Raw genomic sequence first — 20385 nt, 5'->3', positions numbered from 1 at the left:
GATAATACGTCCATGACTATTAGCCACGAGTCGATTTACCAGGCCCTTTACGTACAAGGGGCAGGCAGCTTGCGCAAAGAACTTGTGTTTGAAAAGTCCTGCCGGACTACCCGGCCAGGGCGTAAACCCCGCTCGCTTTTAGCCGGGGTGCCCAAGCCACGTGGAAAACGCTGGACTCATGATGCCAATATTTCACTTCGCCCAGCCGAAGCCAATGATCGTGCGGTACCCGGTCATTGGGAAGGCGATTTGATTATTGGCGCAGATGGCACCAGTGCTTTAGCGACGTTGGTGGAACGCCGCAGCAGGTTTGTGCTGCTCGGCAGACTCGGCACTGACCATACTGCCGCCAGTGTCAATGAGGTGATGGTACGGATGATTCGTCGGCTCAAAGAGTCGATGGACACCACGATTTCGACGTTGACCTGGGATCAGGGAGTGGAGTTTGCCAAACACACCGAGTTTTCTGTCGCGGAGAATATCCAGGTGTTTTTCGCCGATCCGCATTCGCCGTGGCAGCGAGGTAGCAATGAGCGGATGAACCGGGATATCCGGTTTTATTTCCCCAAAGGCACCAACTTTACCGATGTCACCGACCAAGAGGTCGCCGAGGCGGAAGCATTGCTGAATAACCGGCCACGGGTAGTGCTCGACGGGTTAACTCCCCGGGAGGTAATCTCTGGTGTTATCCATGATGCAATGACCGCCTGACCCTACCGCCTGAAAAATTGCCTGAAAGTGTCATAAACTCATACAGTTTCACATTTGCAGCCCGTAATCATATTTGGCGCCCGTAATTTTTGGGGTCTGCCCAGTCATTATCTTGAGAATCAGACATACTTTTGTCATGTAACGTTCTTTTTACGCTTGAAGATTTACGCTTGAAGAAAAGGAACCGACCACATGATCAGAAGAAGACAACTCTCAGCGGTCGTGCTCTCCATCTCCATGCTGCTGGTGCTCGTAGGCTCTTTTGCGGGAATCACAACAGGGCGTGCACAGGCGCAAGAGGCCGCGAGTACTATCTCGCCAACCATGGTGATCCTGGATGCTTCAGGGTCAATGCTTGCCGACGACGCGGGCGGCCAGACCCGAATGGAGGCAGCGAAGACTGCCACGAGTAAGTTCGCGGGATCGGTGTCAGAGGACTCCGAAATTGGGTTCATGGTCTACGGCACGGAAGTTGGCAATTCGCCGGAGGAGCGGGAAGCTGGCTGTCAGGACATCACCACGCTGCTGCCCGTGCAGGCGGGTAACTCGGCGAAGATTCCTGCTGAAGTAGGAAAGGTCCAAGCCTCCGGCCACACCCCGATGGGGCCTGCGCTGCGTCAGGCTGCCGATGAGTTGCCGAAAGAAGGGCAACGTTCGATTGTGTTGGTCTCCGATGGTGAGGACACCTGTGCTCCGCCACCGGTGTGCGAGGTAGCCAAGGAACTCAAGCAGCAGGGCATTGACCTGGTCATCAACACAGTTGGTTTCCTTGTTGATGCAGGTGCACGTGCTGAACTGGAGTGCATTGCTGAGGCCACTGGCGGTGAGTACCTGGACGCCCAGGACTCCGATTCGCTGGCTGAGTCCATGAAGACGCTGGCGACCCGCACCGCACGCACCGCGAAGTCCAGCGCGCAAGAGATACAGGGCGGCGACGCTCCTACGAGCGCTCCCCAGGTGCCTGCCGACGTGGAAACGTTCTCGACCAAGCTGCGGGAAAAGACTCCTGAGTCCGAGCGCAGCATCAGTAATCAGGAAGGCGACGGTGCTGAGTACTTCTCCGTCCCGGTCGCTGAGGGAGAGCGGCTTGCAATTAGTGCGGCTACCGTGCCGGGAGCGTCGTCAGGCGCGACGTTGATGGACCTAGATGTTCGTAACTTCGCGCTCACTATGCATTTGGATGACAGCAGTTGCTTCCTGGCCAATGATTTCGGCAATGGCATCATCGACTCCAATGGCCCCTTTTTCGCATCGATAACAACCAAGCAGTCCGGGGGAGCTGAGGGGGACTGTAAGCCGGGCAATGTGGTGTTCTCCGTGGCTCGGAAAGGCGGCTCCTTCGAGGGCCAGGACATTCCTGCAGAAGTAACCATCAAGCGTTTCGCCAACGAAAACCTGATTGATGTGCCGGAGGCGTTCCCGTCCGACAAGGAGAGCTTGAACCCTCCGCCCGCGACACCGGAAGCAGATCAGGCTAAGAAGGTCACCCCAGGTTCGTGGTTCGATGACGCCACGGAACTTACTGCCGACAACATCAGCAGCGTCACGGCCGACATTGTTCCTGGTGAGACGCACGTGTACAAGATCAAGTCCGAGTATGGGCAGCAGCTCCGCGGCGCCGTCAAACTCATTGACGCCCCAGAAGCGGACAAGCTTGCACAGATCTCCGGCCTGGATATCAAGACGCTGAACTCGGCACGCCAGCTCGCCGGCAGCGAGGAAAACCGTCCGGCCAATGAACACCAGATCGGTGAAGAGACTACATTTGGTAACTCGGCCCGGATTAACTATCGCAATCGGATCGGCGAAGATAGTGAAAAGTCGGGCGATTACGAGGCTGAAAGAGCCTGGTTGGATGGCGACCAGTACATCGTTGTCTTCTTCAACAACAGCTGGGGTGCCGGTCAATCCCACGATGTCGCGGGTGTTCAAAACGTCCCGGTGACTTACCAGCTGACCACGGAGTTGGTCGGCGAGAAGATTCCGGGCCCAGCTTTTGAACAGGTCGCGCACAAGTCGCCAAGTAGCGAGGCCCCGACTAGTAGCCAGCAGAATCCGAAGGGCACCGAAGAAAACGAGGATGACGGCTCTTCCAACATGATGTGGTTCTCTATTGGTGCAGTTCTGTTAGCCGTCGTCGGCGCGGCAATCGCGTTGACCCGTAAGTAACGCTAGAGCGTCCAGTACACGCCGAATCGGTCAGGCTTGACGACGGCTTCCGTGCCCTCGGCAACCTCAGCGCCTGTTAGGCCAAGCGCTTGGCAGGCGCTTTCGACCTCTTCGGCCGAATCGCTGGAGAGGCGCATCGCCACACCGTCGCCGAAGGTGAAATTGTGCATGCCCGGCGAGTCGAGCGTCATGAAATTCCCTGACCCGAAAAGCCGGTTGTATACCTCGGTGGCGGCGGCAGCCTGTGGTTCGTCGCCTGTCCACATGAAGTAGGGAATAACGGCGGGATTCGCTGTCTTTGCGGCAGCGTCCGTGCTTGCAGCCCCGCTGGTTAAGGAATCAATCATCAGTTGCCAGTTGACCCCATTGCCGTCGACCAACCAGCCAAAGAGCGGCGAGAAATCGTAGCTGGTCAGGGGCATGAGCGTAGCACCACCGCTGATGGTTTCATCACCCGCCATCAGATGCTCCCACAGTCTGCGCAGCTGGTTTTCCTGACCAGGGGCAAATCGCACCATAAAAGACACAGCGGGGGTTAATCGGCGGTTCCCGTTCTCAATGAGTTCAAAGTCCATCCCGCCGATGGTGAGCGTGGTGGAGTTGGGCTTGATGTTGGAGTGAAAACCTTCGGCGTAAAACCGCGCAGCGGCGCGGGGGTCGTCGTTAAGCGCGATCACGGCCGAGATAGAAACAGTCATGAAAATGAGCCTAACGACGAGCGCCTAACCGCGCAGAGAACGCAGCGTTTGATCCTAGTCAGTGAAGAATCTTCATACGGCGATATCCCCAGTAACGCTGCGCTGATTAGGGGATTTCAGTTAGTGGCGTGGGCTCTGCTCGCGAACTAGGTCTGCAAATCTGTTGATGTAGTCGCGAACAAAGTCCTCAGTGCTTGACGACGTGAATTCTCCTTGTTCGTCAATGAGTGTTGGCGATTGTCCCAGGAAGACCTCTGGCTGACCGAGCATCGGCATGTCGAAGTACGACAGCGCGAGTCGCAAGTTCTTCTGAGAGCTATAACCGCCCATACGGCCGACGGAGTGGCTGATAATTCCCGCGGGCAGGTTCTTCCATGCCACATCACCGTTGGGCTTAGATCCGATGTCAACGGCATTCTTCAGAGCTGCAGGAATTGTGCGGTTGTTTTCTGGGGTGACAAATAGGATGCCATCGCTGGCTTTAATGGTTTCCCGGAAACTGGTGTATTCCGCGGGAGTCGCAATATCGGACACTGCGGGGTCGTCGTAGTCGAAGTTGTAGAGAGGGAGGTCACGAATCTCGACGATGTCGACTTTGAAGTCATCGGGGAAGTACGTGGCTGCCTTGAGTGCAATCTTTCGTGCATAGGAGGCTCGACGCAAGCTTCCTACCAGGATAGAAATCTGTGCAGTCATGCGAATGTTCCTTTCTTAGGATGTATGGGGAAAGACGTGGATTTAGAAATCCCAGTCTTCATCTGCGGTGTCTTCGGCTTTTCCGATGACATATGCGGAGCCGGAACCGGAGAAAAAGTCGTGGTTTTCATCTGACCCCGGGGTGAGGGCGGCGAGAATTTCGGGCTTGAAGGCGGTCTCTTCATGGTTAAACCGCTGCGGGTATCCCAAGTTCATGAGCGCTTTGTTGGCGTTGTATCGAATGAAGTTGGCAACGTCGTCGTAGAGCCCGAGTGGTTGGTATAGGGCTTCGGAGTACCTCAGTTCGAGCTGGTATAGATCATCGAGAAGTTCGAAGACGAAAGCCTTCATCTGCGTTTGCGTGGCGGTGTCGTAGGTTTCTACGCCTCGCTGGAATTTGTAGCCGGAGTAATAGCCGTGAACAGCTTTGTCACGCAGAATCAGGCGCACCATGTCGGCGGTATTGGTCAGGATGCCACGTGATGCGAAGTGCAGCGGGAGGTAGAAGCCGGCGTAGAGCGAGAAGGACGAAAGAAGCGTTGCTGCCGCCTTTCGCTTGAGTGGAACGTCGCCGTAATAGTGTTTGAGCACAGCTTTTGACCGAGCCTGCAGGATGTCATTGGCGACTGCCCATTGGTAGGCAGCGTCGATGTCAGGGGTATTGGATAGCGTAGAAAATACTGAAGAATAAGACTTTGCATGCACTGCTTGCATGAAAGCGATATTCGTGTAGACGGCCTCTTCATGTTCGGTGCGGGCATCTTGAATTTGGGAAATCTCCCCGACAGACGCCTGGACTGTGTCGAGCATGGTCAGTCCGGTGAAGACCTTCATGGTCAGCTCGCGTTCTAGATCGGTGAGACGTCGCCAGTCTGCAAGGTCATTGGACAGCGGAACTTTTTCGGGCAGCCAAAAATTTGCTGTTAGGCGATTCCACACTTCGAGATCTTTGTCATCTTGCACTCGGTTCCAGTTGATTGGCCGAAGGCGGGCAGCTGGGTCCTTTCGAAAAGACGGTGGCGTAGTTGAATAGCTGTAGATGTTCAAGAAGTAGCGCTCCTCCAGAATTTTTCCAGGCCCTCTTTGACGTTCTCCACATCGTGGTCTGTCCCCAGTAGCTCATAGTGGTATAGCTCCGGAACCTGGCATTTTGCAGAAATGATGGCTCCGGCTATGCAAAAGTCGGTGCCGAAATTTGTGTTGCCCGAGGTGATGACACCGCGGATGAAACTCCTGTTGGTTTCGTCGTTGAGAAAAGCGATGACTTGCTTAGGTACCGCGCGGCGCCGACATCCGCCACCATAAGTCGGTGTGATCAGGACAAATGGGCTGCAAACGCGAATCATTCCGTCTTTTCGCGGATGTAACGGGATGCGTGCTGCTGGTTGAGCCAGCTTTTGGACGAACCGGTGAGTGTTTTCAGAAGCACTGGAGAAGTACACGATTCGGGGTGACTCCTCCGGTGGGAGTTCCGTGAAAGTCAGCGGCGTCTTCGATGATGAAGACACTCGATTACCTCCTATGTTCAATGGATTGAACATAAAATAGAGGAGTGAATGGGGTGTCAACAAGGCGTTGCCTACATGCGGTTGAAAAGTGCTTAGTCACGCAATTGCGAAGTAAAGCCGCGACTCTTCATTAACGGCGGAAAAACCCAGCAGCTGATCTTCAAGGCGGGAAAGTGGCGGGGTTGCCGGCCGGGGGGAGAGGGAGGAGGTGGTGTCTCTCGGAGGGGGCTCCAGTCGTGCCCCGGGCAAAAGCACAACAGGGAAACAAAACCGCCGCGCTTTGGAAAGGCCCAGTCGATGAGGAGACTGGTTTTCCAAAGCGCGGCGTTTTCTACAGCGCTTTCGCATCAACTACTTCAGCGGACGAACACTTCCGGTGAAGTGCGGACGCTTCTTCTTGCGATCCCACGCGACAATGTTGACTGCGCGGCCGATGTTGGAGCTGCCCTCAGTCAGGTTGTGAGCAGCACCTGCACCGTCACCGGTGTGGGTGAGTGCGACATTGATGGTGGTCGGCAGAACGACCGGCGCACCGAAGGAAATCTGGAACTCGTACGACTGACCCGGCAGAACCTGTGCCTCAGCCAGCGCGCGGGAGGCGGTGTACATGCCGTGTGCAATCGCTGCTGGCATGCCCAGAGCCTTCGCGGAGACAGAGGTGATGTGAATCGGGTTCCAGTCACCGGAAACCTTGGCCCACTTGCGGCCGGTGTTGCCAGCCAGCTTCCACTGAGCGGTGGGGAAGGGAACCTTGAACTGCTCGCGTTTGATGGTCTCGGCGCCGGACTTGATGGCCTCACGCTGTGCCTGGACCTCTTCGAAGCCCTCGGCATCCTTCAGGCGAACGCCCTTGGCCAGATACACCGACTGCTCCTCGACCAAGGTGGCGCCGGATGTGGACGATGTAACAGTTGACTCCAGAACAACCTCAGTGCCCGAGCGGTGAGCGCGGAATGCGGCAACCTTCACCGCGATATCAACTTTGCCACCGAGTGTGACAGGCGAGATTTCGCGGTAGGTGTTCTCGGTGTGGACCAGGCCCATCATCGGCAGCGGGAAATCATCCGCAGCCATTAGCTCCATCTGGATGGGCATGATTAGGGCGTGGATGTGGCCGAAGAAAGCCTGTTCAGACTTCGGGGCGCCAACGACGTCGCGGAAGTCCTGGTCACGGTCGGCATCGACAGTGACGCCCTTGACCACTAGTTCATCGACCTTGATTTCGGTGGAGTTCGGGCGTTTCTTCGCCGAACCAGCAGCTGCCTTGGCGTAGAGCGGAACCAGATTGGGAATGGCATCCAGGGTCTTAGCCATAAGTTTTCCTCTTTCCTCCTTATCGGGAGCCTATGCGGAAGCCGCGACTTCGCTTAGGCGCCGACGATGTTCTGACCGCAGACGCGCAGGACGTGACCATTGACGCCGAGAGCGCGGTCGGAGACCAGGAAGGCGATTGCCTGGGCGACATCGCCCGGCTGGCCACCCTGCTGCAGCGAGTTCACGCGTCGAGCAACCTGGCGGTTGACGAACGGAATAGCAGCGGTCATGTCGGTCTCGATGAAGCCCGGAGCAACAGCGTTGATGTTGCCGCCGCGCTTAGCAAACTCCTCAGCGTAAGCCTCGACCATTGCGATAACGCCGGCCTTGGAGGTGGCGTAGTTGGTCTGGCCGCGGTTACCTGCGATACCGGAGGTGGAAGCCATGGTGGCAATACGCGGAGCCTTCTCGAAGGCCTTGTGGTTCAGCAGCTGCTCGTTCATCTTCAGCTGAGACTCGATGTTGACGGCGATGACCGAGCCCCACTTGGCGTCGTCCATGTTGGCGAACATCTTGTCGCGGGTGATGCCTGCGTTGTGGATGACGATGTCCAGGCGACCGTAGCGGGCCACAGCGGCATCGGCAATGGCGTTGCCGGCGTCGTCGGCAGTGATGTCCTGCTGCAGAGCCAGGCCACCGAGCTCGTTGGCAACCTTGGACAGAGCCTCGCCCGCCTGTGGAACGTCGATGACGATGACCTCTGCGCCGTCAGCCTTGAGCTGGCGAGCGATAGCGGCACCGATACCACGGGCGGAACCGGTGACAGCGGCAACCTTGCCAGCCAGCGGCTTATCCCAGTCGGACGGGATCTCGCCCGCGTCGGAGGTGACGCGGAGGAACTGGCCGTCGATGAAGGCCGAGCGGCCGGAGAGGAAGAAGTGCAGGGAGGAAATCACGGATGGCGCGGTGACCGAGACCCCCGGAGCAACGAGGATGCCGTTGGCGGTGGAGCCGCCACGAACCTCGTGGCCGAGGGAGCGAATCAGGCCCTCGATACCACCGGCGACAGCGTTCTCAGCGATCTCGGCCGGGGTTGCGTTGTGGTGAGCATCCTTGGCGCGGGAGACGGTGACGATGCGACCACCCTTGTCCAGCTTGCGCATGTGCTTTGCAGCAGCGAGCACTGGGCCCTGCAGCTCTGCCGGACGCTTGGCCTCAGTGGCGACGAGGACAATGGCACCAATCTTGTCGTCAGCGGCGTTGCCACGACGGACCTGCAGACCCCACTCAGCCAGCTGAGCTGCAACTGCGTCTGCATCTGCACCCTCGCCGGTGACGAGCACCTTGTCGTTGTTCAGCAGCGGACCGCCCGGCTTGTGGCGGCGCAGGAACGGTGGCTGCGGCAGGCCAGCGGCCTTAGCCAGTCCAGTGAGCGGACCACCGTTGACGAGTTCCTGGTACTTATCGGTCATGGAAAATTCTCCTTGAAAGTAAAAGTGTCTTTATCGGTGGTGCGCTTTTAGACGCGAGCCTCGAGAACTGCGACAACACCCTGGCCGCCCGCAGCACAAACGGAGATCAGGCCGCGAGTGGTCTTGCCGGTCTCGTCTGCCTTCTGGCGCAGCATCTTGGCGAGGGCTGCCACAATGCGGCCGCCGGTAGCGGCGAATGGGTGGCCGGCTGCCAGAGAAGAGCCCTTGACGTTGAGCTTCTCGCGCGGGATGGAGCCCAGCGGGCCTTCCAGTCCGAGCTTGGTGCGGCAGAACTCCTCGTCCTCCCATGCCTTCATGGTGGACAGGACAGTGCCGGCGAAGGCCTCGTGGATCTCGAAGAAGTCGAAGTCGTCGAAGGTCCAGCCGTTGCGGGCCAGCAGGCGCGGGGTGGCGTAAGCCGGAGCCATCAGCAGGCCCTCGTCGCCGTGGACGAAGTCAACTGCGGCCGCCTCGGAATCGACGACGTCGGCAAGCACCGGCAGACCGCGCTCAGCGGCCCACTCCGGGGTGGAGACGAGGACGGCGGAGGCGCCGTCGGTAAGCGGAGTGGAGTTACCGGCGGTCATGGTCGGCTCTGCTTCCAGGCCGCGGCCGAAGACTGGCTTGAGCTTGGCCAGCTTCTCCGGGGTGGAGTCCGGGCGCATGTTGGTGTCGCGGGAAACGCCCTTGTACGGGGTGACGAGGTCAGTGAAGAAGCCCTCGTCGTAAGCGTTTGCCATGTTCTGGTGGGAAGCGGCGGCGAGCTCGTCCTGCTCGGCGCGGGTAACGCCCCACTTGGCGGTGGTGATTGCCTGGTGCTCACCCATGGACAGGCCAGTGCGTGGCTCACCGGTCGACGGGGTGTCCGGAGCCAGGTCGGATGGACGAGCCTTCAGGAAAACCTTTGCCATGTCAAGAGTGGACTTCTGGCGGCTGGCCTCCAGCAGGATCTTGCGCAGACGGTCGTTGACAGCAATCGGAGCGTCGGAGGTGGTGTCCACGCCGCCGGCGATGGCGGAGTCAATCTGGCCCAGCTTGATCATGTTGGAGACAGAGTTGAGGGCTTCCATGCCGGTGGCACATGCCATCTGAATGTCGAAAGCCGGGGTGTCCGGCGCCAGTGCGGAGCCGAGGACACACTCACGGGTGAGGTTAAAGTCACGGGAGTGCTTCAGCACAGCGCCGGCGGAGACTGCGCCGAGGCGCTCGCCGCCGATACCGAAGCGGGCGACGAGACCGTCGATTGCAGCGGTCAGCATGTCCTGGTTCGACTCGTTAGCGTATTCCTTATTAGAACGAGCGAACGGAATGCGGTTACCACCGACGACGACTGCGCGGCGCAGAGAGTTATTGTTGGCCTGAGCTGCCATGTGATTGTTCCCTTCAAAATCCTTGAAGTGTGACGTGAATTACTAAATTTAGACAATACTGGTATCGGTGTTTTCTGTCACGTTTTTAGAAATATTTTTGTCCAGTCATCTACCGAGCGGGGGAGGTGAGGGGCAAACACCGTCGTCCACCTGTGAAAAATTCGATGGGCAGCACTCCGGAATCTCAAAAGTTTTCCCGCTTGACGACGGTAATTGCGTCAATCCCCACTAGTTGGGGTGGCGGCCGGAGGTATCAATAGAGTGCAAAGGCGTATAGGGGTTTAGACTTTATCGCCATGCGACCTGAACTTTCCTCGTATAACCATCTTTCCGCGGGCAAGGTCCGGGAAATCTACGAGATTGACCCTGAGACTCTGCTGCTTGTGGTCAGTGACCGTATTTCTGCCTTCGACCACATTCTGGAGACCCCGATTCCTGACAAGGGTCGAGTGCTCACCGCGATGAGCGTGTTCTTCTTCGATGAGATTGACTTCCCGAACCACATGGCTGGCCCGGCTGACGATGAGCGCATTCCGGAGGAGTGCCTAGGTCGTGCGCTGGTGTGCAAGAAGCTGGACATGCTGCCATTCGAGTGCGTCGCACGTGGCTACCTGACAGGCTCTGGCCTGGTCGAGTACAAGGAAAACGGCACTGTCTGTGGCATTGAGCTGCCAGAGGGCCTCGTCGAGGGCTCCAAGTTGCCAGAACCGATTTTTACCCCGGCCACCAAGGCTGAGCTGGGCGAGCACGACGAGAATGTCTCCTTCGACGCCGTTGTGGAGTCCCTGGGGCAGAAGCGCGCCGAAGAGCTTCGCGATGCCACCCTGCGCATCTACTCCCAGGCTGCTGAACTGGCTGCTAAGCGCGGCATCATCCTGGCCGACACCAAGTTTGAGTTCGGCCTCGACTCCGACGGCAACCTGGTGCTGGCCGACGAGGTTCTCACCCCGGACTCCTCCCGCTACTGGCCAGCCGACTCCTACCAGGAGGGTTCGGTTAACCCGAGCTTCGACAAGCAGTACGTCCGAAACTGGCTGACCTGCTCCAAGTCCGGCTGGAAGAAGGACGAGGGCACTCCGCCGCCGGCGCTGCCGGGTAGTGTTGTGGAAGCAACTCGCGAGCGGTACGTCGAGGCCTACGAACGACTGTCGGGCCGCCGCTTCTCGGACTGGATTGGAGAACCTGCGTGAGCGAAGTGACCTTGGACTCGGCATCCGTCGGCAAGCCTGCAAAAAAGGATTTGCCCGCACCCCGTGCACAACGGAAGCCGGTGACTCGGTCCTTCCACGGAAGGGACTTCACCGATAACTTCGAGTGGCTCCGCGATAAGGAAAACTCCGAGGTTATCGACTACCTAGAGGCTGAAAATGCCTATACGGAGGCTTTTACCTCCGATCTTGACGGCACCGCGGACGCGATTTTTAAGGAGATCAAGTCGCGCGTGCAGGAGACCGACATGTCGGTCCCAACTCGCCTTAACGGCTGGTGGTACTACTCGCGCACGCAGGAGGGCAAGTCCTACGGGATGAGCTGTCGCGTGCGTGCGGAGGCCGGTGACGGTCTTGCCGCGTGGACGCCGCCGACCATCGCCGACGATGCCCCAGCACCAGGAGAACAGGTCATCCTGGATGCCAACGAGCTGGCCGAAGGCCATGATTTCTTCGCCCTCGGCGCAGCGAGCGTCTCCGCGGACGGCAATCTGCTGGCCTATTCCACCGACGTCACAGGCGACGAACGCTACACGCTGCGCGTAAAGGATCTGCGCACGGGTGAACTGCTTGATGACGAAATTGCGGGCATCGCCGCAGGTGCTACCTGGGTCGGCTCCGAGTGGATCTTCTACCAGAAGGTCGACGAAGCCTGGCGGCCGGATTCCGTGTGGCGTCACCGCGTGGGCACCTCCACCGAGGATGATGTCTGTGTCTTCCATGAGCCCGATGAGGCCTACTGGGTTGGAGTCGGCACGGTACGCAGCGAAAAGTACCTGATTATTGAGAGCTCCTCGAAGATTACTTCCGAGGTTTGGTACCTGGACGCCAGTGACCCGACCGGTGAGTTCACCTGCGTGCGCCCGCGTGAGGCCGGTGTTGAATACGACATCGATCACGCCGTCATTAGCGGCCGGGATATGTGGCTGATTACACACAATATGACTGGTTCGAACTTCGCACTGGCCATGGTGCCGGCGGGGTCTTTCGACAGCATTTCGGATCTCACTGAGCTGGTTGCCCACCGCGATGACGTCCGCGTTGAGGGCGTCGACTGCTTCGCTGGGCACATCGCGTTTGGTTACCGTCGTGGCGGTATTGGCCGTGTGGCGCTGGCGGTATTGGATCAGGATGAGGATGGTGCTGGCTCCGCTGGTGATTCCTCTGATACAAGCCATGCTGCTGGTCCAGTGCCAGCGTCCGCTGTGAACTTCGTCGAGCTCGACTTCGACGAAGAGCTCTATTCCGCAGGCACTACCGGCAATGCTGAATGGGACACCCCGGTGTTGCGCTACGCTTACGGCTCCTTCACCACGCCGTCGCAGCTTTGGCAGATTGATATTGCCTCGGGCAAGCGGGTGCTGCTCAAGGAGCAGAAGATTCGCGGGAAGTTTAATCGCGGTGATTACGTCGCCAAGCGTGAATGGGTGAGTGCAGCCGACGGTGCCCAGATTCCGGTATCGATTATCCACCGCGCGGACCTGGACCTGAGCAAGCCGAATCCGACGCTGCTCTACGGCTACGGTTCCTATGAAGCCTCGATGGATCCTGGCTTTTCCATCGCGCGACTGTCGCTGCTGGATCGTGGGATGATTTTTGTCATTGCACACGTCCGCGGTGGTGGCGAAATGGGCCGCGGCTGGTGGGAGAACGGTCGCGCAACCACGAAGAAGAACACATTCACTGACTTCGTCGCCGTCGCTGACTACCTGCTGGATTCTGGGTGGACCACACGCGAGCAGCTGGTAGCACTCGGCGGTTCGGCGGGCGGCATGCTGATGGGCGTGGTCGCGAACATTGCTGGCGATAGGTTCGCGGGCATTCAGGCCGTGGTCCCGTTTGTCGACTGCCTGACATCCATGCTGATGCCAGAGCTGCCGCTGACCGTGGTGGAGTGGGATGAGTGGGGCGATCCCTACCACGACCCGGAGGTCTACGACTACATGGCCTCCTACGCGCCGTACGAGAACATCTCGGCCGATGCGAAGTACCCGAAGATTCTCGCGATTACTAGTTTGAACGACACCCGCGTGCTCTACGTGGAGCCGGCAAAGTGGATCGCCAAGCTGCGCGAGGTTGTCGGAGGTCAGCCGGGGCAGTTCCTGCTCAAGACCGAGATGTCCGCAGGTCATGGTGGTGTTTCCGGTCGTTACGAACGCTGGCGTCAGACTGCCTTCGAGTACGCCTGGATTGTCCACACTGCTGGTGCGGTGGAGTAACGGCATGGATATGCGCACGCTGCTGTCCGCGCAGGGTTTTGACACCGATTCGCTTTCCGACGATCAGTTGGCCGTCTACCACACCCTTTTTCGGCGGCGGGATGTGCGCCGCGAATTCGCCGGAGAAGTGGTGGACAGGGAGCGATTGATGCGCGTGTTGGCGGCGGCCCATGCAGCCCCGTCGGTGGGGCTGTCCCAACCGTGGGACTTTCATATCATTCAGAATCCGGACCGCCTGCAGCAGTTTGCCGACCACGTAGCCGGACGTCGCGCTGAATTCGCGGCCAAGCTCGAAGGCGAGCGGCGTGAGACCTTCAATCCGATTCAGATTGAAGGAATCGTGGACTCGGGAACGGGCATCGTCGTCACCTATGACCCGACCCGTGGCGGCAAGAACATTCTCGGCCGCGACACCGTCGATGACACCGGCCTCATGTCAGTCGCGCTGGCTATTCAGAATCTGTGGCTGGCTGCTACGGCAGAGGGGCTCGGCGTCGGCTGGGTCAGTTTCTACCATGAGGATTTCCTGGCTGACTTTGTCGGTGTCGAGGCACCCGTGCGCCCGGTGGCCTGGCTGTGCATTGGTCCAGTAACGCACCTGGCCGAGGAGCGTGACTTGGAGAAGTTCGGTTGGCGCAAGGGACTGGCGCTCGATGAGGTTGTGCATTGGGGATAATCCGCGCTGCAGACGCACATTGATGTGCTGCGATGGCGCTTTTTGAACTCTTATTTGAAAGGCTTCTGAGTATTCTCCAAGCCTTGTCCTCTCCGTTACCAAAAATTTACATACGCCTGTTTTTGTTGAATCCATGGCAGGCAGTGGGGTGCAAGAACAGATTCGGACGACCGACCAGGTCATTCGTCCAGCGGGCAAAGAGCTCGTAACTGTTGACGGTGGTGTGGTCGGTTCGCCGCTTTTGGTGTCGGTGTCGGGTTTGCGCGATGGCACATTGCTCGACGTCGCTCGTTTCGTGGCAGCGATGGAACAGCGCGGTATTACACCGTCTCTGCTGGTAGCGCCGCATGCGGGTAAAAACTGGTCGTTGCGGGAAGCTCCGGCGGTGCTGGATTGGCTCCGCCGTCGTAGCGATGACGGCATCGAGATTGTTCTCGCGGGGTTCGATCAGTCAGTTCGAGGCCGAGGCGCGGAATTTGCGTCGTTAAGCGAACATGAAGCGCGTTTGCGCCTGACCGCCGCAACGCGCCAGATGCGTGCGATGGGTTTTGAGACGGACGTCTTTGCACCACCGAAGTGGACCATGTCGCCCGAGACCATGAACGTGCTGCCGGAGCTGGGCTTCCGAGTGGCAGCGGACCGAAATGGTGTCCGCGACCTGACCACTGGTGCTGTTGATCCGACTCGCGTGCTGGCTATCGGCGAGGGCTTCGGCGGCGCCGGTTGGTGGCGCCGTGCGGTGCGCTCCTCGGTGCAGCGCTCGCTGGAGAAGGGCCGCGCGGTGCGCATCTCCGTTAACGCTTCGAAACTGCGGGAGCACAAGCTGCGCCAGGATGTTGTCGGCATCATTGACCAGGCGGTCGATGGGGGTGCGCAGCCGGTCAACCACTCTTCGGTGCCGCTGGGCCGCGAGCTCTTTGAAGGCATGGAGCAGGTCGGCTAGTCGCTACCTCTGACGGCTATCGGGGGACTGCCCTAGTGTGGGGTTTATGAGCAATCTCTTCGACATCCCAGTGACCACCATCGACGGCAACGAAGCAACGATGAATGACTGGGCAGGCCACGTTCTGCTTATCGTCAACACCGCCTCGGAGTGCGGTTTCACGGATCAGTACGACGATCTGCAAGGACTTTTCGACGAATTCGCACCCCGTGGCTTCTTCGTCCTCGGCTTCCCCTGCAATCAGTTCGGTGGGCAAGAGCCCGGCAACGCCGAGGAAATCAAGCAGTTCTGCCAGCGCGAATTCGGCGTTACCTTCCCGCTCTTCCAAAAGACGAAGGTCAACGGCCATGGCGCGCACCCACTGTACAAGCTGTTGAAGGAAACCCCGGACGCCGACGGCGAGGCTGGGGATGTGAAGTGGAACTTCGAAAAGTTCGTTGTCTCGCCCGAGGGTGAGGTCATCGGCCGTTTCCGCTCCAAGGTCTCGCCTGACGACGATGCTCTGCGCGACCTCATCGAGGAAAACTTGCCTATTTAAACTTGGCTATTTGGTGGCGTCCAGCGGTGCCTGCTCGAAGTAGCCCGTGGCACCGTAGCCCACGATGCCACCTCGGTTGCGCAGGGTCATGCTAGCTAGACCGACCTTGCCAAGCTCATCGCCACCGATGGTGACCCAGTCACCCTGAACCGCGACAACCATGTTGGCGTGCACCCCAAGGCCTGCGGGGTAGCGGTAGAAAATGATGTCACCCACTTGAGGAGAGAAGTCCTTGTCGGTGACGAAAGCATCATGTGCCTTGTAGGCATCCATGAGCTGTTCGACATCCGTAACCAGCCATGGGTTCTCGGCTGCGGCAGCCGAATCCTCGGGCGTATCAAAGACCGGAACACCCGCGGACGCGAGCAGGAATGACAAGAATGGCGCAGTCCAGGAACCGGAGCAGTCGACCGTGTTGCCGAATGCGTCAAGGTTTGGATTCAGCTTCGCGGTCTGGTTCGCAGCTGTGGGTGCAGAACCCGGCCTGGTGGCAGCAGCGGCGGCGACGGCATCTGCATCAGCAGTTGGGTCTGCGTCTGAATTCGGGTGCTCGCCGACCTTGGGGATAACGCTGCGGATGTCGTCATCAGTAGCGCCACACGCCAGGCCGAAGTAAACCTCAGGGGAGGGCTGCTCCTCGTACTGATAGCGCGCAACATCCTTCAGAGCCTGCTGATAGTAAGGGCGGTCTGCCTCGGTGCGGGGGAACGTGCCACCACGCCACGCCAGAACATTGATAGGACCGAAGAGCGTGAACCACCCGGCGAAGAGGAATACCGCCGTCAGTACCAGGATGGAAACAGGCGGGATAGCGGCGCGAACACGTTGCAGCATGCTCGGTGAGGATGCGTTCTCCTGGCCGTCGTCAAGCGATGGTGAGGAAGACTCAGACCGTGCTGCGTGAGGCTGCTGTGCGGGCACAGGCGCGGGTGAATCGGTGGTCATATCTTCTCAGGATAGTAGGCGGCGCTGCGCTCGTCCTTGGCGAGTGCGTCTGAGCCGTACGTAATGGCGCCGTACGTAATGGCCTAGTCTGCGGCTCCTGCTGCAGAAGAGGGCGTGCAGTTAAACTGTGGTTCATGACTTCACCCGACATGCGTAACGAGGCCGAGCACGACCCTCGTGAGGATCTGCCGAGCTTCCTGCGTGAGCCGGACAAAATAGACAAGCTTCTCTATGCATCGCTGATGCTGGTTGCCGTGTATGGCTTTGCAATCATCCCGTTCCGTGCGGTTTTGCTGCTCAAGTACACGTTCTTGCACACATGGCTGACAGGATCGAATCTGTCGGTGCTGATTCTCGCGTCGGAAAACGAGGACCGGCCGCTCTTCCTCTTCGCTGTTGTAGTGATTGCGGCGCTTTCGACAATCAAGTTCATGCCGTTCTTCTACTGGATGGGCAAGAAGTGGGGCACGGAATTCATCACGATGAGTTTCGGCGGACACCCACCGCGATGGTTTAAGAAGATGGAGAACTTCATCTATGAACGCATCGGGCTGAGTGTGCTGGCATCGTTTGTGCCATTCTCGCCGATTCCGGCCACGATTGTCGTGGCCATCGGTGGTATTGCGAAGGTGCGCGGCTGGGTAGTAGGCGTGTACCTCTTCCTCTGTGCCGCAATGCTCAAGTGCTTCTACCTGTACTTGGGCCTGAAGTTTGGCCCAAGCATCCAGGGCTCCCTGCAGACGATTGACCGGTACGTCACCTACATCACCTTCGCGCTGATTGGCTGGATGTTCCTATCCATCTGGTGGAAAAACAGGAAGCCGGGTAGCCAGGCGGCTTAGTCCTGTTCGCGCTCAATCAGCGGCAGTGGGCTGTACTTGTCACGCAACGCCTTCAGTGACAGATCGTGAGCGTGCAGGCGCTTGTCCTCATCCGTCGTCGGCTGGAAGTGCGGTACGGGCTGCGGGTTGAAATCGTCATCAATGGCGACATACGTCATGGTCGAGTGCAGTGCCTTGCGCAGTCCACCGACACCCTTGCGGGGCTCACAGCAGTAGACCTGCACCGACAGGTGCATCGAGGTCGTGCCTGTACGCAGGATGCGTGCGCGCACCTCAACCAGGTCGCCAATGTGGATTGGGCTGTAGAAGCGAATACCACCTGCGTAGACAGAAATGGTCTGGCGCCCTGCCCAGTTGGTGGTAACTGCCGTCGCAGCCTCGTCGATCCACTCCATGGCGGTGCCGCCGTGGACGTTTCCGCCCCAGTTAACATCGGTCGGCTTTGCCAGGAAACGTGTGGTCAGTTCGGGTGCGGAAGAGTCCGCGGAGTAGGTCTGCGCGCGCATGCTGGCTTCGATGTCGCGGCGGAGCTCAAAACGGGAAAGAGCGGCTTTCTCAACGCGCTCTTCTTCCTCTGTTTGCGGCACCCACTTCGGCACCGGAGTCGACTTACCGTTTTCATCCATGGCCACGAAGATCACCAGGCAGTCAGCTGCGCGGGTGAACTTGCCCTCGCGCGGATCAGCCGAGAGCACTTCGTTGACGATGTGCATGGAACTGCGGCCGGTATGCGCAATCTTGGAGCGCACCTCGACAATGTGGCCACTGGGAATCGGGCGAGTGAAGTGAATGTGACCGAAGTACGCAGTCACGCAGTAGCGTCCCGACCAGCCGGTCGCGCAGGCGTAAGCGGCCTTGTCAATCCACTGCAACACACGGCCGCCGTGGACAGAATTGGTTCCGGCCATAATGACATCGGTCGGCGATGCCATAAAACGGAGTACAAGAGATGGTGACGCTGGAGCATGCACCTGTTCAGCTTTTTCAGTTGACTGCGTATCCATATATGAAAGCATAACTCTAGGATGAGGTTATGGTATCCAAAATCTCGCCTTTCGACGTTCGCAGCGCTCTTTCCACCGCCGCACCCTGGGCGGCGCAACGGCTTCTCGGCCGCGAATTGCTATCTGACCAAGAGGCTGCCTCCTTCATCGGGCCGGATGGGGCGCAGGGGTCGTCGTTAAGCCGTGCGAGCCTTGCCAAAGCGGTGCGTCTGTCCGTGCGGATGCTCGCCCAAGAGGCTCCAGGGCATAGCGTCGAGGTGCGCGTGCCGCCCTTCGTCGCGGTCCAGTGCATTGAGGGCCCCAGGCACACGCGCGGTACGCCGCCCAATGTCGTGGAGATGTCGCCGGAGATTTGGCTGGGACTCGCGTGCGGAATGATCACGTTAGAGCAGGTGCAGGCGCACATCGATATGTCGGGAACGCGCGCGGCGGAAATTGGGAATCATCTGCCGGTGGCGCGCATTTCTTAAAGCCCGTGGGGGGATGCTGAATTGGTGCCCAGGCGGGTGGGGCTATTAGTGTGAATGTCGTGGCCGATACCAACATTTCAGGTGCACCAAAGACCAAACTTTTGCCAATTTCGCCATACGACGATTTGGGGGAGACATCCCCGCGCGAAGAATGTGGCGTTTTTGGCGTTTGGGCACCTGGCGAAGACGTGTCCAAACTCACCTACTATGGCCTGTTTGCCCTGCAGCATCGCGGCCAGGAAGCCGCCGGTATCGCAGTCGGCGACGGCGACCAAATTCTCGTATTCAAGGACCTGGGCCTTGTTTCCCAGGTTTTTGATGAGCAGACGCTCGACGCTCTGAAGGGGCACGTAGCGGTGGGGCACACGCGCTACACCACCGCTGGCGCTCCTGCGTGGGAGAATGCACAGCCGATGTTCCAGATGGCCTCCGACGGCACGGACATCGCGCTGGGGCACAACGGCAACCTGACCAACCACCTCACGCTGTTCCATGAGGCGGTCGACAAGGGCCTGCTGCGTGAAGAGGGCGAGCTGCCCAGTGACTCCGCAATCATGACCACTTTGCTTGCCGACGAAACCGGCAAGATTGACCACCCCGAAGATTACGGCTGCAGCACCAATGTAGAAGCGGCCGCGATGGCACTGCTGCCGCGTTTGAAGGGCGCTTTCTGTCTTACTTTCACCGATGGCGAGACGCTGTACGCCGCGCGTGACCCATACGGTGTGCGCCCGCTGTGCCTGGGGCGCCTGTCCGGTGGCTGGGTAGTCGCATCCGAGACTTGCGCGCTGGATATCGTCGGTGCATCGTTCGTCCGCGAGATCGAGCCAGGCGAGATGGTGACCATTGATGCTTCCGGTGTGCGTTCGCAGCGTTTTGCCGAGACCACCCACGCTGGATGCATTTTTGAGTACGTCTACCTGGCGCGCCCGGACTCCAACATCCGTGGTCGCTCCGTCAACGCGGTGCGTCTTGAGCTGGGTCGCCAGTTGGCCCGCGAGTTCCCGGCTGACGGTGACCTGGTGATGCCGGTGCCGGAATCCGGTACCCCGGCCGCTGTTGGCTACGCCCAGGAATCGGGCATCCCGTTTGGACAGGGGCTGACCAAAAACGGCTACGTGGGGCGTACCTTCATTCAGCCTTCGCAGACGATTCGTCAGCTGGGCATCCGACTGAAGCTGAACCCGCTGAAGGAAGTTATCGCCGGTAAGCGCTTGGTCGTGGTCGATGACTCCATCGTCCGCGGCAACACTCAGCGTGCCCTGATTCGCATGCTGCGTGAGGCCGGTGCAAAGGAAGTGCACGTGCGCATCGCCGCGCCGCCGGTGAAATGGCCGTGCTTCTACGGCATTGACTTCGCCTCTCCGGGCGAGCTGTTGGCCAACGGCGTAGATGAGAATGACATCGTCGCCGGTATCGCAACCGCGATTGGCGCCGACAGCCTGGGATTTGTCTCCATCGATGGCATGGTCGCCGCTTCCGAACAGGCAAAGAGCGAAGTGTGCTGTGCCTGCTTCGATGGCAAATACCCACTGGGGCTGCCGGAGGGCAATCCGAATGCGGCAGCTGTGGAGAGGATGCAGGCAGCCCAGGCTGCCAAAGCCGCAACGAGCAATTAGCCTCGAAACCTCCTTAGAATGAACTACGAGAACTGAACCGAGA

The 20385-nt window shown here is 59.1% G+C and carries 19 protein-coding genes; 10 read left to right on the top strand and 9 right to left on the bottom strand.

Annotation, left to right across the window (positions count from 1 at the left end; all coding sequences use genetic code 11):
- Positions 1-711: IS30 family transposase (locus ADB08_RS11440; RefSeq protein ID WP_049170654.1), on the top strand; the 711-nt coding region annotated here is incomplete at its 5' end.
- 192 nt (positions 712-903) lie between these two features.
- Positions 904-2880: a vWA domain-containing protein gene (locus ADB08_RS11115; protein ID WP_049173076.1), complete on the top strand. Its 1977-nt coding sequence runs from the start codon at positions 904-906 to the stop codon at positions 2878-2880.
- Between the two features lie 2 nt (positions 2881-2882).
- On the opposite strand, the gene ADB08_RS11110 is transcribed toward ADB08_RS11115, so the two are convergent.
- The 7 genes from ADB08_RS11110 to ADB08_RS11080 all read right to left on the bottom strand — a co-directional run bounded on the left by ADB08_RS11110 (position 2883) and on the right by ADB08_RS11080 (position 9878).
- The gene (locus ADB08_RS11110) at positions 2883-3578 is read right to left on the bottom strand and encodes a VOC family protein (protein WP_049173075.1); all 696 of its coding nucleotides are present in this window, start codon (positions 3576-3578) and stop codon (positions 2883-2885) included.
- A gap of 120 nt (positions 3579-3698) precedes the next feature.
- Positions 3699-4274 (bottom strand): NADPH-dependent FMN reductase, encoded by a 576-nt coding sequence (locus ADB08_RS11105; RefSeq protein ID WP_016421405.1) that lies wholly within the window; start codon positions 4272-4274, stop codon positions 3699-3701.
- 42 nt (positions 4275-4316) lie between these two features.
- A complete protein-coding gene (nrdF, locus tag ADB08_RS11100; protein WP_080971523.1) occupies positions 4317-5321 on the bottom strand; it encodes a class 1b ribonucleoside-diphosphate reductase subunit beta in 1005 nt (334 codons plus the stop codon).
- Positions 5318-5782 carry a class Ib ribonucleoside-diphosphate reductase assembly flavoprotein NrdI gene (gene nrdI / locus ADB08_RS11095; RefSeq protein ID WP_080971522.1) on the bottom strand — a complete coding sequence of 155 codons (465 nt, stop codon included), beginning with the start codon at positions 5780-5782 and terminating at the stop codon, positions 5318-5320. Before nrdI ends, nrdF begins: the two co-directional genes overlap by 4 nt.
- Before the next feature lie 351 nt (positions 5783-6133).
- Positions 6134-7096 carry a MaoC/PaaZ C-terminal domain-containing protein gene (locus ADB08_RS11090; protein WP_016421402.1) on the bottom strand — a complete coding sequence of 321 codons (963 nt, stop codon included), beginning with the start codon at positions 7094-7096 and terminating at the stop codon, positions 6134-6136.
- 53 nt (positions 7097-7149) lie between these two features.
- Positions 7150-8508 carry a 3-oxoacyl-ACP reductase gene (locus tag ADB08_RS11085; RefSeq protein ID WP_049173074.1) on the bottom strand — a complete coding sequence of 453 codons (1359 nt, stop codon included), beginning with the start codon at positions 8506-8508 and terminating at the stop codon, positions 7150-7152.
- A gap of 47 nt (positions 8509-8555) precedes the next feature.
- A complete protein-coding gene (locus tag ADB08_RS11080) occupies positions 8556-9878 on the bottom strand; it encodes an acetyl-CoA C-acetyltransferase (protein WP_016421400.1) in 1323 nt (440 codons plus the stop codon).
- Between the two features lie 296 nt (positions 9879-10174).
- Here ADB08_RS11080 and ADB08_RS11075 point away from each other — a divergent pair, with 296 nt between their 5' ends.
- From ADB08_RS11075 to ADB08_RS11055, 5 genes are all read left to right on the top strand, one after another.
- Positions 10175-11068 (top strand): phosphoribosylaminoimidazolesuccinocarboxamide synthase, encoded by an 894-nt coding sequence (locus tag ADB08_RS11075; RefSeq protein ID WP_049173073.1) that lies wholly within the window; start codon positions 10175-10177, stop codon positions 11066-11068.
- A 5-nt stretch (positions 11069-11073) separates the two neighbouring features.
- Positions 11074-13305, top strand: coding sequence for a S9 family peptidase (locus tag ADB08_RS11070; RefSeq protein ID WP_414630015.1), 2232 nt, complete (start codon positions 11074-11076; stop codon positions 13303-13305).
- Between the two features lie 4 nt (positions 13306-13309).
- Entirely contained in the window at positions 13310-13981 is a 672-nt protein-coding gene (bluB, locus tag ADB08_RS11065) for a 5,6-dimethylbenzimidazole synthase (protein WP_049173072.1), read from the top strand.
- A gap of 133 nt (positions 13982-14114) precedes the next feature.
- Positions 14115-14924, top strand: a complete 810-nt coding sequence (locus ADB08_RS11060) for a polysaccharide deacetylase family protein (protein ID WP_222865562.1) — start codon at positions 14115-14117, stop codon at positions 14922-14924.
- 46 nt (positions 14925-14970) lie between these two features.
- Positions 14971-15462 carry a glutathione peroxidase gene (locus ADB08_RS11055; protein ID WP_049173070.1) on the top strand — a complete coding sequence of 164 codons (492 nt, stop codon included), beginning with the start codon at positions 14971-14973 and terminating at the stop codon, positions 15460-15462.
- A 6-nt stretch (positions 15463-15468) separates the two neighbouring features.
- Here ADB08_RS11055 and ADB08_RS11050 read toward each other — a convergent pair whose 3' ends face one another.
- Positions 15469-16407: a hypothetical protein gene (locus ADB08_RS11050; RefSeq protein WP_224783816.1), complete on the bottom strand. Its 939-nt coding sequence runs from the start codon at positions 16405-16407 to the stop codon at positions 15469-15471.
- Positions 16408-16541: 134 nt separating this feature from the next.
- Here ADB08_RS11050 and ADB08_RS11045 point away from each other — a divergent pair, with 134 nt between their 5' ends.
- On the top strand, positions 16542-17249 hold the full coding sequence (locus ADB08_RS11045; RefSeq protein WP_048732105.1) for a hypothetical protein: 708 nt from the start codon (positions 16542-16544) through the stop codon (positions 17247-17249).
- Here the strand turns inward: ADB08_RS11045 and ADB08_RS11040 are convergent.
- The gene (locus ADB08_RS11040; RefSeq protein WP_016421392.1) at positions 17246-18253 is read right to left on the bottom strand and encodes an acyl-CoA thioesterase; all 1008 of its coding nucleotides are present in this window, start codon (positions 18251-18253) and stop codon (positions 17246-17248) included. The two genes, ADB08_RS11045 and ADB08_RS11040, sit on opposite strands and share 4 nt — an antisense overlap.
- Positions 18254-18282: 29 nt before the next feature.
- Between ADB08_RS11040 and ADB08_RS11035 the strand changes: the two genes are divergently transcribed.
- Together ADB08_RS11035 and purF are read left to right on the top strand one after the other, a co-directional pair.
- Positions 18283-18723 (top strand): sterol carrier family protein, encoded by a 441-nt coding sequence (locus ADB08_RS11035; RefSeq protein WP_016421391.1) that lies wholly within the window; start codon positions 18283-18285, stop codon positions 18721-18723.
- 50 nt (positions 18724-18773) lie between these two features.
- Positions 18774-20342: an amidophosphoribosyltransferase gene (purF, locus tag ADB08_RS11030; RefSeq protein WP_049173068.1), complete on the top strand. Its 1569-nt coding sequence runs from the start codon at positions 18774-18776 to the stop codon at positions 20340-20342.
- The last annotated feature ends 43 nt before the right edge of the window (positions 20343-20385 follow it).

Source organism: Corynebacterium sp. 239_CJEI (assembly GCF_001055995.1).
Classification (GTDB): domain Bacteria; phylum Actinomycetota; class Actinomycetes; order Mycobacteriales; family Mycobacteriaceae; genus Corynebacterium; species Corynebacterium jeikeium_D.
Note: the sequence above shows the minus strand (reverse complement) of the source record. Positions and strands in the feature narration are given on the sequence as shown.

What these genes read in the sequence shown, in the direction of transcription:
- ADB08_RS11115 (WP_049173076.1), top strand. Translation starts at nt 904, where the DNA reads ATGATCAGAAGAAGACAACTCTCAGCGGTCGTGCTCTCCATCTCCATG.
- ADB08_RS11110 (WP_049173075.1), bottom strand. Translation starts at nt 3,578, where the DNA reads ATGACTGTTTCTATCTCGGCCGTGATCGCGCTTAACGACGACCCCCGC.
- ADB08_RS11105 (WP_016421405.1), bottom strand. Translation starts at nt 4,274, where the DNA reads ATGACTGCACAGATTTCTATCCTGGTAGGAAGCTTGCGTCGAGCCTCC.
- ADB08_RS11090 (WP_016421402.1), bottom strand. Translation starts at nt 7,096, where the DNA reads ATGGCTAAGACCCTGGATGCCATTCCCAATCTGGTTCCGCTCTACGCC.
- ADB08_RS11085 (WP_049173074.1), bottom strand. Translation starts at nt 8,508, where the DNA reads ATGACCGATAAGTACCAGGAACTCGTCAACGGTGGTCCGCTCACTGGA.
- ADB08_RS11080 (WP_016421400.1), bottom strand. Translation starts at nt 9,878, where the DNA reads ATGGCAGCTCAGGCCAACAATAACTCTCTGCGCCGCGCAGTCGTCGTC.
- ADB08_RS11075 (WP_049173073.1), top strand. Translation starts at nt 10,175, where the DNA reads ATGCGACCTGAACTTTCCTCGTATAACCATCTTTCCGCGGGCAAGGTC.
- bluB (WP_049173072.1), top strand. Translation starts at nt 13,310, where the DNA reads ATGGATATGCGCACGCTGCTGTCCGCGCAGGGTTTTGACACCGATTCG.
- ADB08_RS11060 (WP_222865562.1), top strand. Translation starts at nt 14,115, where the DNA reads ATGGCAGGCAGTGGGGTGCAAGAACAGATTCGGACGACCGACCAGGTC.
- ADB08_RS11055 (WP_049173070.1), top strand. Translation starts at nt 14,971, where the DNA reads ATGAGCAATCTCTTCGACATCCCAGTGACCACCATCGACGGCAACGAA.
- ADB08_RS11050 (WP_224783816.1), bottom strand. Translation starts at nt 16,407, where the DNA reads ATGACCACCGATTCACCCGCGCCTGTGCCCGCACAGCAGCCTCACGCA.
- ADB08_RS11045 (WP_048732105.1), top strand. Translation starts at nt 16,542, where the DNA reads ATGACTTCACCCGACATGCGTAACGAGGCCGAGCACGACCCTCGTGAG.
- ADB08_RS11040 (WP_016421392.1), bottom strand. Translation starts at nt 18,253, where the DNA reads ATGGATACGCAGTCAACTGAAAAAGCTGAACAGGTGCATGCTCCAGCG.
- ADB08_RS11035 (WP_016421391.1), top strand. Translation starts at nt 18,283, where the DNA reads ATGGTATCCAAAATCTCGCCTTTCGACGTTCGCAGCGCTCTTTCCACC.